The sequence below is a fragment of the Paracoccus cavernae genome (genome assembly GCF_042430175.1).
Classification (GTDB): Bacteria; Pseudomonadota; Alphaproteobacteria; order Rhodobacterales; family Rhodobacteraceae; genus Paracoccus; species Paracoccus cavernae.
This window is the reverse complement of record NZ_JBHMDZ010000005.1, coordinates 51,299-65,235: the sequence shown is the minus strand read 5'-3', so window position 1 is coordinate 65,235 and position 13,937 is coordinate 51,299. Positions and strand designations below refer to the sequence as shown.

10 protein-coding genes are annotated in these 13,937 nt (G+C 64.1%); 6 read left to right on the top strand and 4 right to left on the bottom strand.

Translation table 11 applies throughout. The annotated features are described in order from the left end of the window. Nucleotides 1–6: 6 nt before the first annotated feature. From ACFFUC_RS05720 to ACFFUC_RS05710, 3 genes are all read right to left on the bottom strand, one after another. The gene (locus ACFFUC_RS05720) at nt 7–1,119 is read right to left on the bottom strand and encodes an ABC transporter permease (RefSeq protein ID WP_377684378.1); all 1,113 of its coding nucleotides are present in this window, start codon (nt 1,117–1,119) and stop codon (nt 7–9) included. Nucleotides 1,120–1,128: 9 nt separating this feature from the next. Further along, nucleotides 1,129–2,724: an ABC transporter substrate-binding protein gene (locus tag ACFFUC_RS05715; RefSeq protein WP_377684376.1), complete on the bottom strand. Its 1,596-nt coding sequence runs from the start codon at nt 2,722–2,724 to the stop codon at nt 1,129–1,131. Nucleotides 2,725–2,864: 140 nt separating this feature from the next. After that, entirely contained in the window at nt 2,865–3,314 is a 450-nt protein-coding gene (locus tag ACFFUC_RS05710; protein WP_377684374.1) for an Lrp/AsnC family transcriptional regulator, read from the bottom strand. Nucleotides 3,315–3,442: 128 nt separating this feature from the next. On the opposite strand from ACFFUC_RS05710, the gene putA reads away from it, so the two are divergent. The 5 genes from putA to ACFFUC_RS05685 all read left to right on the top strand — a co-directional run bounded on the left by putA (nt 3,443) and on the right by ACFFUC_RS05685 (nt 10,824). Next, nucleotides 3,443–6,886 (top strand): bifunctional proline dehydrogenase/L-glutamate gamma-semialdehyde dehydrogenase PutA, encoded by a 3,444-nt coding sequence (putA, locus tag ACFFUC_RS05705; RefSeq protein ID WP_377684373.1) that lies wholly within the window; start codon nt 3,443–3,445, stop codon nt 6,884–6,886. A 110-nt stretch (nt 6,887–6,996) separates the two neighbouring features. Then, the gene (locus ACFFUC_RS05700; RefSeq protein WP_377684371.1) at nt 6,997–8,223 is read left to right on the top strand and encodes a glutathionylspermidine synthase family protein; all 1,227 of its coding nucleotides are present in this window, start codon (nt 6,997–6,999) and stop codon (nt 8,221–8,223) included. A gap of 2 nt (nt 8,224–8,225) precedes the next feature. Beyond that, a complete protein-coding gene (locus ACFFUC_RS05695; RefSeq protein WP_377684369.1) occupies nt 8,226–8,867 on the top strand; it encodes a DUF1190 domain-containing protein in 642 nt (213 codons plus the stop codon). A gap of 78 nt (nt 8,868–8,945) precedes the next feature. Then, nucleotides 8,946–9,587, top strand: a complete 642-nt coding sequence (gene eda, locus ACFFUC_RS05690) for a bifunctional 4-hydroxy-2-oxoglutarate aldolase/2-dehydro-3-deoxy-phosphogluconate aldolase (RefSeq protein ID WP_377684368.1) — start codon at nt 8,946–8,948, stop codon at nt 9,585–9,587. A gap of 4 nt (nt 9,588–9,591) precedes the next feature. Further along, nucleotides 9,592–10,824, top strand: coding sequence for an MFS transporter (locus ACFFUC_RS05685; protein WP_377684366.1), 1,233 nt, complete (start codon nt 9,592–9,594; stop codon nt 10,822–10,824). Nucleotides 10,825–10,910: 86 nt separating this feature from the next. Here the strand turns inward: ACFFUC_RS05685 and xseA are convergent, their stop codons facing one another. Then, nucleotides 10,911–12,506 (bottom strand): exodeoxyribonuclease VII large subunit, encoded by a 1,596-nt coding sequence (gene xseA, locus ACFFUC_RS05680; protein WP_377684365.1) that lies wholly within the window; start codon nt 12,504–12,506, stop codon nt 10,911–10,913. Between the two features lie 73 nt (nt 12,507–12,579). On the opposite strand from xseA, the gene purD reads away from it, so the two are divergent. Next, a complete protein-coding gene (gene purD / locus ACFFUC_RS05675; protein WP_377684363.1) occupies nt 12,580–13,842 on the top strand; it encodes a phosphoribosylamine--glycine ligase in 1,263 nt (420 codons plus the stop codon). Nucleotides 13,843–13,937 lie beyond the last annotated feature (95 nt).

Below are 13,937 nucleotides of genomic sequence, written 5' to 3'. Positions count from 1 at the left end.
GGCCCCTTACTGCGAACGCGGATCGAGCAGGCGATACAGCAGATCGCTCAGCAGGTTCAGACCGATGAAGCAGGTCCCGATCACCACCGTGCCGCCAAGCACCGCGTTCATATCGCCCGCGAGCATGGCTTTGGTGATATATTGCCCGATGCCGGGCCAGCTGAAGATGATCTCGGTCAGCACCGATCCCTCGAGCAACGTCGCAAAGCTCAGCGCGATCACGGTCAGCAATGGTACGGCGATATTGCGGAAGGCATGGCCCCAGATCACGCGGGTCTCTGACAGGCCCTTGACGCGGGCGGTCAGGATATATTCGCCGCCGAGCTGCTCGAGCATGAAGCTGCGCGTCATGCGGCTGATATAGGCAAGGCTGAAATAGCCCAGAAGGCTCGCGGGCAGGATGATATGCGAAAAGGCATCCTTGAAGGCGCCCCAATCGCCCGCGATCAGCGTATCGACAAGGACCATTCCCGTCACTTCGGTGGTCATGCCGTCATATAGAATGCCCTGACGGCCCGGTCCGCCGACCCAGCCGAGCATGCCGTAAAAGACCAAAAGCCCCATCAGGCCCAGCCAGAAAATCGGCATCGAATAGCCGACCAGCGCCACGACGCGCGCGATTTGGTCGATCCAGCCGCCGCGCCGCGCCGCCGCGATCACGCCAAGGGGCACGCCCACGACAATCCCGATCAGCGTGCCGAGCGTCGCGAGTTCGACCGTTGCGGGGAAAACCCGCTTGAGATCGGCGCTGACCTGCTGGCCGGTCGAGATCGACTTGCCGAAATCGCCGTGGATCACGTCCCAGACATAGATCGCGAATTGCTGCCACAGCGGTTTGTCGAGGCCGAGCGCCTGATAGGCGGCGTCATATTGCGCCTGTGTGGCGCGCTCGCCCACGATTTTCAGCACCGGATCGATCGGCATGATCCGCCCGATGATGAAGGTCACGACCAAAAGGCCGAGCAAAGTCAAAGCCAGTGACAGAAACACGCCGCCAAGGACGCGCAGACTGCGCAGGAGTTTGCGGCCATGTCCGCCCCCCAATTCGGGTTGGGCCGGCGGTTGCGGAAGTGGTGCGGGGGGATTGCTCCCCCCGCCCGCGACGGATGTCTCTGTCATGCTCAAGGCTTATTCGCTTTTCGTGATCTGGCGGTAATAGACCGAGGCAACCGCGCCGCCAGCCGTCCAATGATCGACATTCTTGCGCACGCCGTCCTGACCCACGCGCTGGAACAGCGGCACGATCGGGGCGATCTCGCGATATTCCTGCTGGATGTCGAGATACATCTGCTTGCGCTTGTCGGAATCGTTCTCGACCACCGCAGCAGCAACCTTGGCCTGCATCTCCTCGGGGACAGCCCAGGAGTTGCGCCATGCCAGCTCGGACAGTTTGGCATCATCGGCATTGTTGGCATTGAGCGCGAAGGTCGAGACGTTGGTCTGCGGGTCGGCATAGTCCGGACCCCATTCGCCGATGAAGATCGGCACCTGACGCGCGCGGTAAGCATCAAGCACCTGCGCGCCGGTCATCTGCTGGATTTCCAGCGTCAGCCCCGCCTGCGCCATCGAGGCCTGAAGCGTCTGCGCCACATCGACATATTCGCGGATGTCGCGCACCACGGTCTTGATCGTGCCCGAGGTGATGCCGGCATCGGTCAGGATCTTTTTGGCCTTCTCGACGTCATAGCTATAGGGATTTTCGTCGGAAGCGCCGAGATAGCCTTCGGGAACGATGTTTTGGTGGGTCTTGAAGATGCCTTTCAGGAAGCTGTCCTGAATGCCTTGATAGTCAACGAGATATTTCATTGCCTCGATGACTTCGGGCTTTTGCAGCAGCGGATCCTTTTGGCTCAGCCCCATATAGAGGATGCGGCCGCGCGGCTCGGTGGCGATCTTGATCCCTTCGTTGGCCGAAACGCCTTCGATATCGGTGGGGGTCAGGTTGCGGGCAATGTCGATATCGCCCTGCTCGAGCAGCAGGCGCTGAGCCGCGCTTTCCTGAACGTTGCGCACGATCACCCGCTTCATCGCGGGAGCCTCGCCCCAATAGCCCTCGAAAGCGGTCAGCTGGACCTGCTCGTTGGGTTTCCATGCGGTCAGGGAGTAAGGGCCCGAACCGGCCGAATTGCTCGAAAGCCACGCATTGCCGTAATCGTCGCCCTGGACATTGGCCAGAACGGTTTCCTTGTCGATGATGTTGCCGACGTTGTTGGCCAGGCAGTTCAGCACCAGCGAAACCGCATAGGGTTTGTCGAGCTGGAGCGTCAGCTTGTTGCCGTCGGCGGTGATGGTCTGTTCGGCATTCTCGGCGGTAAAGCCGAATTGCGTCAGGATGAAGGCCGGCCCGAGGTTCAGCTTGACCGCGCGCTGGAGCGACCATGCCGCATCTTCGGCGCGCAGCGGATTGCCCGACTGGAATTTCACGTCTTCGCGCAACGTCAGGACGATGGTCTTGCCGTCCTCGCTGATTTCCCACGACTGCGCGATGCTCGGCTTGATGCCGGCATTCAGGTCCAGCGGGTCGAAATCGACGAGGCGGTCATACAGGTTGTTGTCGACCTCGATGCCCGAAAACTCGAAGGCCTGCGCCGGATCGAGGCTGATGATGTCGTCGATCTGGGCCGCAACCACCAGCACATCGGCGGGCGTTTCGGCGAAAGCCGCCGGAGCAAAGGCGATAGCCGACGCAAGCAGCGCCGCGCGAAGCGAGAATCTCTGGGTCATTCGGATAGCATCCCTGTTGTCACGCCCCGATTCCTTCGGAGCTTTGAGAACTACAGGATTGCCCTAACTGGCAAAGGGAGCAAGCCCGCTTGTTTGTTCCTCTACAAATTCGAGATAACAGCTATAGTCTGATGTATTTGTTACTTGGGAAGGGAAACAACCGCATTATCCTTGACCGCTTCCATTGCGACGTAAGTCGAGCTTGATGCGACATGAGGCAGGGTCGAGATGCGCTCGGCCAGCACGCGGCGGTAATCGGTAATGTCGGTGGTGCGCACTTTGAGCAGATAATCGAAGCCGCCCGCTATCATATGGCATTCCTCGATTTCGGGGATGGCGCGCACCGCTTTGTTGAAGGCCTGAAGCGCCGCCTCTCGCGTATCGGTCAGTCGCAATTCGACGAAAGCGACATGGGCGAGGTTCATGCGCACCGGCGACAGAATGGCGCGGTAGCCGGCAATCACCCCCGCCGTTTCCAGCCTGCGCATCCGTGCCTGAACCGGCGTCTTCGACAGGCCGACACGGGCGGCCAGCTCGGTCACGCTCAGCCGGCCGTCGCGCGCCAATTCGGCCAAAATCGCGTAATCCATGCGATCCAGTTCAAACGGATTGCCGGAGCGGTCATTTTTGGTGTTATCGTCCAAGGATCTGGCCCCAATTGGTCGGAAATGACCGTGGTTCAGCGATATAAGCGTGACAAAGTCAAGGAGTTCCGCAGATGTCCGCATATACCCCCGCTCTGGCCGCGCTTGATGCCGCGACGCTTGCGCCCGAAGCCCCCCTGCTCAAAGCCCTGATTGCCGAGGCCGATCTGGGTGCGGCCGACCGTGCCCGCATCGCGGCTGCCGGTGCCGATCTGGTCGCACGCATCCGCGCCCAGCTTCACCCTGGTCTGATGGAGGTCTTTCTTGCGGAATACGGCCTCTCGACCGAGGAAGGCCTCGCGCTGATGTCCCTGGCCGAGGCACTGTTGCGGGTTCCCGATGCGGAAACCTCGGATGCGCTGATTGAGGACAAGATCGCCCCCGCCGATTGGAAGCGCCACAAGGGCCGCTCCAAATCCTCGCTGGTGAATATGTCGACGCGCGGGCTGATGCTGACCGGCGGCGTGCTCGGTCGCCGCGATTCCGGCTTGATCCGTGGCGCGGTGCGTCGTCTCGGCCAGCCCGTGATCCGCGCCGCCGTCACCCGCGCCATGCGCGAGATGGGCCGCCAATTCGTTCTGGGCCAGACCATCGAGGAGGCGATGAAACGCGCTGCCGAAGATCCGCGCTCGACCCAAAGCTACGACATGCTGGGCGAGGCCGCGATGACTGCGGGCGACGCCAAAAAATACGAGGCCGCCTATAGCAAGGCGATCGAGGCCATTGCTTCGGCTTGCGTCAAGGGGCGTCTGCGCGACAATCCGGGCATCTCGGTCAAGCTTTCGGCGCTTCATCCGCGCTACGAAACCGCGCAGGAAGAGCGCGTTCTGGCCGAGCTTGTGCCGATTGTTGCCCGCCTCGCCCGCGCCGCCGCCGCTGTCGACATGCCGCTGACCATCGATGCCGAGGAAAGCTACCGTCTGACGCTGTCTTTCCAGGTGATCGAGGCCGCGCTTTCCGATCCGGCTCTGGCGGGCTGGGAGGGTTTCGGCATCGTCGTTCAGGCCTATGGCCGCCGCGCCGGACAAGCGATCAACTGGCTCTATGAAATGGCTGGAAGAATTGATCGCAAGATCATGATCAGGCTTGTAAAAGGAGCGTATTGGGATGCCGAGATCAAGCGTGCCCAAGTCACGGGCCTTGCCGATTTTCCGGTCTATACCCGCAAGGTTTCGACCGATGTGAGCTATATCGGCCTTGCGCGCCGCCTGCTCGGCATGACCGACCGTATCTATCCGCAATTCGCCACGCATAACGCCCATACGGTCTGCGCCGTTCTTGATATGGCCAAGGGGCGCGACTTCGAATTCCAGCGCCTTCACGGCATGGGCGAAGGGCTGCACCGGCTCATTCAGGACGACAACAAGACGCGCCTGCGCATCTATGCTCCCGTCGGCGCGCATCGCGAGCTGCTGGCCTATCTCGTGCGGCGTTTGCTTGAAAACGGCGCGAACTCCAGCTTCGTGAACCAGATCGTAGACGAGGCGATTTCTCCGGCCGTGGTCGCGGCCTGTCCGCTGACGACTCTGGAAGGGCTGGCCCAGATCGAGAACCCAGCGATCGCGCGCGGCACCGGTCTCTTCACCCCCGAGCGCGAGAACTCGCGCGGACATGACGTCGCCGACCGCCCTGCCCGTGATGCTCTGCTCGACGCGCGCAGCACGGCCGGTGCGCCCGCCGTTGCCGCGCCGCTGATCCGTGCCGAACTGGCGAACGGCCCTGCCGAGCAGGTGTTCAACCCCGCCGACCACAGCATCGCGGGTCATGTCCATCAGGCAACGCGCGAACAGATCGCGACCGCTTTGGCGGATGCCGAGCCGTGGCGCGCCCCCGATTCCGCCCGCGCCGAAACGCTGCGCCGCGTCGCGGATCTTTACGAGGCGGATACCCCCCGCCTGCTGGACCTTTTGGTGCGCGAATCCGGAAAGACCTTGGCCGATGCCGTCTCGGAGATCCGAGAAGCCGTTGACTTCCTGCGTTATTATGCGGCGCAGATCGCGGGTTTGCACAATCCGGCGCACGGGATTTTCACGGCAATCAGCCCGTGGAACTTCCCGCTCGCGATCTTTACCGGCCAGATTGCCGCGGCTCTGGCTGCCGGCAACGGGGTTCTGGCGAAACCCGCCGAACAGACGCCCCTGATCGCCCATCACGCGGTCGCGCTGATGCATCGTGCGGGCGTGCCGGTCGCTTCGCTCCAGCTTTTGCCCGGTGACGGCGCGACGGTTGGTGCGGCGCTGACCTCGGATCCGCGGGTTGCGGGCGTGGTCTTTACCGGTTCGACTGAAACCGCCCAGATGATCCGCCGCGCCATGGCCGAGCACCTTTCGCCGACAGCGCCGCTGATCGCGGAAACCGGAGGCCTGAACGCGATGGTGGTCGATTCGACCGCGCTGCCCGAACAGGCCGTGCGCGACATTCTCGCCAGCGCTTTCCAATCGGCGGGCCAGCGCTGCTCGGCTTTGCGCTGTCTCTATCTGCAGGAGGATATCGCGGAGCCGGTCCTTGAAATGCTCAAGGGGGCAATGGACGAGCTGAGCCTTGGCGATCCCGCCAGCATCTCGACCGATGTCGGCCCCGTCATTGATGCCGACGCTGCCGCGCCGATCAGCGCCCATATCGCCCGCGCGAAATCGGAGAACCGCCTGATCAAGCAGCTGGCCGCGCCGGCCGAGGGCAGCTTCATCGGTCCGGCCATGATCCGTGTCGGTGCGATTGCCGATCTCGGTCAGGAGATCTTCGGTCCCGTGCTCCATGTCGCGACCTTCCCCGCGAACGGGCTCGATCGGGTTGTCGCGCAGATCAACGAGACGGGTTACGGCCTGACCTTCGGCCTGCATTCGCGCATCGCCTCGCGGATCGAAAGCGTGGCGGGCCAAGTCCATGCCGGCAATGCCTATGTCAACCGCAACCAGATCGGTGCGGTCGTGGGCAGTCAGCCCTTTGGCGGCGAAGGGCTTTCGGGCACCGGACCCAAAGCGGGCGGGCCGGAATATCTGGCGCGTTTCACCGCGGCGCCGGTTGTTGAAAGTGCATCGCCATCCAAGCCGTATTCCAGCTATTACAAGACGTTGGAAAACGATCTTGAAGCGGTTTCCCTGAATGTCGCCGCGCAGAACAGCATGCTTCTGCCGGGGCCGACCGGCGAGACCAACCAGCTCAGCCTTTATTCGCGCGAGCCGGTGCTTTGCCTCGGGCCGGGCTATGATGTGGCCAAAGCGCAGGCTGCCGAGGTCACCCGTTTGGGCGGCTACGGCCTTGCTCTTGACGGCCTGCCCGATCCCGATTGGCTGACCCGTCTCGAAAGGTTCTCGGGCGTGGTCTGGTGGGGCAGTGCCGAGGCCGGTCGTCCCTATGCACGCGCGCTTGCCGCCCGCAAAGGCGCGATCCTGCCGCTGATCGGGGCTCTGGACAAAGGCCATGTCGTTCTCGAGCGGCAACTGTGCATCGACACCACCGCTTCGGGTGGCAATGCCGCGCTTCTGGCGGGCGAAGCGCTCAGCATCGCGCCGCGATAAAAACCGGATCGCGCCGCGATAAATCGCGCGCATTTGTCCGACATTTCTGCGGCCGGACTTGCATCCCGGCCGCAGCCTTGTCATCTGTCGTGAAACGCGAAAGAGGCAAAATGCTCAAGATTTCCCTGCCCGAACGTCCCGAATGGCGCGCCCGCGCCGCAGAGGTCGGTTTCACCTTCGCCGATATGGGCGGCGAACCTTATTGGGACGAAACCAGCGCCTACCGCTTTACCATGCAGCAGATCGAGGAGGATATCGAAGCGCCCTCGACCGAATTGCACGCTCTTTGCCGCGAGGCGGTCACCAAAGCTGTCACGAGCGAGGAATGGCTGACGCGGCTCGATATCCCGCGCCCCTATTGGGATCTGGTCGAGCGGTCCTGGGCCAATGGCGAGCCCGAGCTTTATGGCCGTTTCGATCTGGCCTATGACGGGAAATCTCCGGCCAAGATGCTGGAATATAACGCCGATACGCCGACATCGCTTTACGAATCCGCTTCGTTCCAATGGCTCTGGCTCGAAGAGCAGCAGCAAGCGGGCGTGCTCTCCGCCGATACCGACCAGTTCAACGCCATCCACGAGGCGCTGGTCGAGCGTTGGGGCGAGATGGCCGATCAGGGCACCGATATCCATTTCGCGGCCGACAAGGACAATCCCGAAGATTACGCGACGGTAGAGGCTTTGGCCTGGTCGGCGCGCGAGGCGGGTCTGGGCGCGCATTTCACCGCTCTTGCGGGGATTGGCCTGACCGACGAAGGCCAGTTTTCCGATGACGAGGACCGCGTGATCGGTACGCTTTTCAAGCTCTATCCGTGGGAGGACATGCTGCGCGACGAATTCGCGCCGCATCTCCAGCCGTCGGGTACACGCTTCATCGAGCCGCCGTGGAAAGCGGTCTTGTCGAACAAGGCGCTTCTGCCGCTGCTGTGGGAGATGTTCCCCGGCCACCCGAACCTGTTGCCGGCCTTTTTCGCCAGCGATGTCGAAGCGGCCCTGCGCGGCAACGGACCCGCGACGCCCGCCGTCGCCGCAGCCTTTGCCGCCGCCGAGGACCAGCTGCGGCGCGGCTATGTCACCAAGCCGATCTTCTCGCGCGAAGGTGCGGGCGTTACGCTTTATCAGGACGGCCTGCGCCCCGAATCCGCGCCCGACGACAGCTATTCGCATCATCCGATGGTGGTGCAGGCCTTGGCGCCCTTGCCGGAATTCGACGGTTTCCATCCGGTTTTGGGCGCATGGATCGTCGGCGAGGCTTGCGTCGGTTTAGGTATTCGCGAAGATCGTGCGCGCATCACCCATAACCTTTCCCGTTTCAAACCGCATTTCATCGAGGGCTAGACATGTCGAAACGCAAACGCTCCCGCCATGTGGCGTTGATCCTTGCCGGTTCGGCCGTGCTCGGCCTTGCCGCTTGCGAGGATGAACGTGTCGATGCGCAATCCTTCCCCGATCTCGCGAGCTGTATCGCCGCGAGCAAGGAGAACAGCCTCTGGTTCACCGAGGCTGATTGCCGCACCAATTTCGCCGCTGCCGAGGCCGAATATCTCGAAACCGCGCCGCGCTACGAATCCAAAGAGCTGTGCGAGCAAGAGCATGGCGTGGGCAATTGCGGCGGCGATCCGGCTGCCGCGGCGGCTCCGGCAGGAACGCCGGCGGGCGAGCAGCAGGCCCAGAACAGCGGCGGCGGCTTTTCCTTCATGCCGCTGCTGATGGGCTACATGATGGGCTCGATGATGTCGCGCGGCGGCGGGATCTTCTCGCAGCCGATGGTGCAGAACGCCAACGGCAGCTATTCGACGCCCAAGGGCGACCAGAGCTTTGCCTCGAACCGCGGCACCGGCAAGGTCGCGACCTCGACCTTCAACAAAGCGCCTTCGACCATCGGCAAGCCGCCGATGACGCAGGCGCAGGTCTCGCAGCGCGGCGGTTTCGGCCAATCTGCAACCACGCGGTCGAGCGGTTCGCGCAGTTTCGGCGGCTAAGCGGGCTGCGGGCGGTAGCCAAGGCTTGCGGCTCGCTCGGGAAAAGCGCAATTTCAGCGCGTTATCGATGGAGCAGACATGACCCCCCAAGCCCAATCCGCCCGCAACCGCGAACTTTGCAACCTTGCTCCGGTCATTCCGGTGCTCGTGGTCGGTGATGCCGAGCGGGCCGTGGGGCTTGCCGAGGCGCTCGTTTCCGGCGGATTGCCGGTTCTGGAAGTGACCCTGCGCACTCCCGCCGCGCTCGAGGTGATCCGGCGCATGTCGCGGGTCGAGGGCGGCCATGTCGGAGCGGGCACGGTTCTGACGCGCGACGACGTGAAGCGCGCCAAGGATGCGGGCGCGAGCTTTGCCGTCTCGCCCGGCGCAACCGAGGCGCTTGTCCAGGCCTGTATCGACGAGGCTTTGCCGCTTTTGCCGGGGGCTGCCACCGCATCCGAGGCGATGCTGCTGCTCGAAGCCGGCTACGACATGCTGAAATTCTTTCCCGCAGAGGCCGCGGGCGGGGTCAAATACCTCAAATCTCTTGCCGGCCCCCTGCCTCAGATCAGCTTCTGCCCGACCGGCGGCGTGACGCTGGAGAGCGCGCCGACCTATCTGGCACTGCCCAGCATTCCCTGCGTCGGCGGCAGCTGGATCGCGCCCGATGCCGATGTCGCCGCCGCCGATTGGGCCGCGATCGAGGCCCGCGCCAAAGCCGCGGCAGCCTTGGGGCGCTAATGCCATGAGCGGCATTGTCGGGCAAGAGGCGGTCGCGATCGAGGATCTGGGCCGCGCCAAACGCAATGTGGTGATCCTTGCGATGGCGCAGGGCATTCTCGGTGCGCAGATGCCGATGAATTTTGTCGTCAGCGGGCTTGCTGGGCAGATGCTTGCCCCCAATCCCTGCATCGCCACCCTGCCCTTGTCGATGATCATTCTCGGCTCGGCCCTGTCGGCGCGTCCGCTCGCGGGCTTCATGGAGCGGCACGGGCGTCAGGCGGGTTTCGTGCTCTCCTGCATCGCGGGTGCCGCAGGTGCTGCGGTGGCCTTTGCGGGGCTGTGGTACAGCTCTTTCCTGCTCTTCACGCTCGGTGGGCTTTTGACAGGCGTCTATATGGCGGCACAGGGGTTTTACCGCTTTGCCGCGACCGATTGCGCGCCGGTCTCGTATCAGGGGCGCGCGATTTCCTGGGTGATGGCGGCGGGGCTGAGCTCGGCTCTGCTCGGTCCCTTTCTGGTGCGTCAGACCACCGATCTTGTCGCAGTGCCGTTTATGGCGACCTATGCGGCGATTATCGGGCTCAATCTGGTCGGACCGTTCCTCTTTGCCTTTCTCGACATTCCCAAGCCGAAAGCCTCGGCCGCCGGAGCAACCGGCGGGCGCAGTCTGCGCGCGCTGATCCGTACGCCCGAGATCGCGGTCGCGATGATCTGCGCCACCGTCACCTATGCGCTGATGAACCTCGTTATGACCTCGACGCCTTTGGCGGTGGTGGGCTGCGGCTTCGAGACGTCGGATGCGGCCAATATCGTCTCGGGCCATGTCATCGCGATGTTTTTGCCCTCGTTCTTTACCGGCCATCTGATTGCGCGTTTCGGCGCGGCGAGGATCATGGCGACGGGGCTGGTCATTCTGGCCGGTGCTGGTGCGGTCGCGCTTTCGGGCGTGGCACTCGGCCATTTCTATCTGGCGCTGGTTCTGCTCGGCGCTGGCTGGAACTTCGGCTATATCGGCGCGACCGCCATGCTCACCAAGGCGCAGCGTCCCGAAGAGCGGGCGCGCTTGCAGGGGCTCAATGACGCAGTGGTCTTTGGCGGGGTGTTTCTGGCCTCGCTCTCGTCTGGCGGGTTGATGAACTGCCTGAGCGGCAATGTCCAAACCGGCTGGAGCGCGGTCAATCTGGCGATGCTGCCGTTTCTGGTTCTGGCGGGTGGTGCGCTGATCTGGCTGATGCTGCGCCCGAAGGAAAGCTGAGCGCGACTGCCGGCAGGCGGCGGGCGGGGGCGCTGCCCCCGGCCCTGCGGGCCTCCCCCGGGATATTTCCGTATGAAAGATGGTGCTCAGAAAAGCGATTGCTGGCCGCCTTCGGGCGGCTCTTCGGCTTTGCCCTTGCGCGGTTTGGGCATTGCCGGATCGACTCCTTCGGGAAGGGCGGCCATGCGGCCGTCCTGGAATTCGATCTCGAAACGGGTCGCTTTCCGGGCGGCTTTGGCGCTTGTCAGCAGGCCATTCGGCCCGTGGATCACGGCAAAGCCGCGTTTGAGCGTTTCGGTATAGCCGAGCGTCTGGCGCAGGCGGTCGAGGCGCTCGAGGCTCTCGCGGCGTGCCGGCAGCGCGCGCGTGATGGCGAGGCCGAGGCGGGCGTCGAGTGCCGCCAGCCGGTCCTTGTCGCGCGCGATCCCGCGTCCTGCATCCGCGATCAGGCGGGCGCGGCTGTTGGTCAGGCTTTGGCCCAGACGGGTGATGCGTTCGCGGCGCAAAGCGAGAGAGCGGGCAAGCGTCGGCGGAAGTTTCTGTCCGAGCGCCGTGAGGCGCTGGTTGCCCGCCCGTGTCGCGCTACGCAAAAGAGCTGCGGGCAAGGCCAGCGCATTCAGTCTTTCGCGGCGCGAGCGGGCGAATTGGCGCAAGGCGGGCTCGAGCCGTCCGGCGAAAAGATCGAACCGTTGGCGTGCCGGATCCGTCAGGCTTTGGGGGCGACCCAAAGCGCGGCCGAGGTCCTGCAGGCGCTGGCGCGGCAAAGCGATGCGGGTTTGGGATGCGCGGCCCATGCGGCCCTGCAGATCGCCGAGCCGGAGCGCGAGTTCGGCGCGGACCGGCACCGCCATTTCGGCGGCGGCGGTCGGCGTCGGCGCGCGGCGGTCCGAGGCGAAGTCGATCAGCGTCGTATCGGTTTCATGGCCCACGGCGGAAATCAGCGGGATGCGGCTTTCGGCGGCGGCGCGCACGACCGATTCCTCGTTGAAGCCCCAGAGGTCCTCGAGGCTGCCGCCGCCGCGCGCCACGATGATGAGATCGGGGCGCGGCACCGGCCCCGAGCCGTCGAGCGCGTTCAGCCCGCGGATCGCCGCCGTCACCTGCGGCGCGCTTTCCTGCCCCTGCACCGCCACCGGCCAGATCAGGACGCGGCTGGGAAAACGGTCCCGCAGCCGGTGCAAAATATCGCGGATCACCGCACCCGAGGGCGAGGTCACCACCGCGATCACATCGGGCAGATAGGGCAAGGGCCGTTTGCGGGTCTCGTCGAAGAGCCCCTCGGCGGCCAGAGCCTTGCGGCGCTTTTCGAGCATCATCATCAGCGCGCCCGCGCCGGCAGGCTCGATCTGGTCGACGATCATCTGGTATTTCGACTGGCCTGGGAAGGTCGTCAGGCGACCTGTCGCGATGACCTCGATGCCTTCCTCGGGGCGCGTCACAAGCTTGGCCGCCTGCCCTTTCCAGGTGATCGCGGCCAGAACCGAGCGGTCGTCCTTGAGGTCGAAGTAGAGATGCCCCGAGGCCGGCCGCGAGACACGGCCAACTTCGCCGCGCACCCGCACGCGGCCGAACTGGTCTTCGATCGAGCGTTTTACCGCGCCCGAAATTTCCGAGACGGTGAATTCATGGGCATTCGAGCCGGCCTCGCCGTTATCTTCCGGCCCGTCGTCAAAGAGCTCCATCCCGTCCTCGCAAGGCTTGTTCCGTCAGGGCAGTCAGACTAGAACGCGGGCGAGCAAGAAGGAAGGGCTGCGCATGAATATCCTCATCCTCGGCAGTGGCGGGCGCGAACACGCGCTGGCATGGGCCATTCGCCAAAACCCCAAATGCGACCGACTGTTCGTTGCGCCGGGGAATGCCGGGATCGAAGGGGTGGCGCGCTGTGTGGATATCGACATCCTCTCCGCCCCCGCCGTCATCGCCTTTTGCGAAGAGGCCGCCGTCGATCTGGTCGTTGTCGGCCCCGAGGCACCTTTGGCGGTCGGCATCGCCGATGCATTGCGCGCGGCCAGCATACTGGTCTTCGGCCCCTCGGCTGCGGCCGCCAAGCTCGAAGCCTCGAAAAGCTTCACCAAAGAGATCTGCGATGCCTGCGGCGCACCGACCGCCGCTTGGGCGCGTTTCGACGAGGCCGGTCCCGCCCATGCCTATATCCGCGAAAAAGGCGCACCGATCGTCGTCAAGGCCGATGGTCTGGCTGCGGGCAAAGGCGTGACCGTCGCCATGACCGAGGCCGAAGCGATTGCCGCGATCGACGACGCTTTCGGCGGTGTTTTCGGGGATGCCGGCGCGGAGGTCGTGATCGAGGAATTCATGGAGGGCGAAGAGGCCAGCTTCTTCATCCTCTCGGACGGGGTCGATTGCCTGCCGATCGGCTCGGCGCAGGACCACAAGCGCGTCGGCGAAGGCGATACCGGCCCCAATACCGGCGGCATGGGGGCCTATTCTCCCGCGCTGGTGCTGACCCCTGCCCTGCAGGAACAGGTCATGGCCGAGATCGTGCGCCCGACGATTGCCGAAATGGCACGGCGCGGCACGCCATTCCAAGGCGTGCTCTTTGCCGGTCTGATGATCAAGGACGGGCGCGCGCGTCTGGTCGAATACAACGTCCGTTTCGGCGATCCCGAATGTCAGGTTCTGATGATGCGTCTGGGCGCGCAGATCCTCGACGCGATTCTCGCCTGTGCCGAGGGTCGCCTGTCCGATGCCCGCGTCAATTGGGCCGATGACCATGCGCTGACCGTCGTGCTGGCCGCCGAAGGCTATCCTGGCTCCTATGTCAAAGGCAGCGTGATTTCGGGTCTGGCGGATCTGCCCGACGACAGCGCGAACAAGGTCTTCCACGCGGGCACGGCCGAAAAGGACGGGCAGGTCATCGCGATCGGCGGTCGCGTTCTGGCGGCGACCGCGCGGGGGGCGAGCCTTCGGGAAGCGCGCGACCGTGCCTATGCTTTGGCCGATGCGATCGACTGGCCGCAGGGCTTTTATCGCCGCGATATCGGCTGGCGCGCACTTTAGGTCTTTCATCCCAGGAATTGGGTCATTATAGTTCACGCCATGACACGGACACGAAACATATCTTCGACCCAGAACGCGCAATCGAGCGCGCGCTT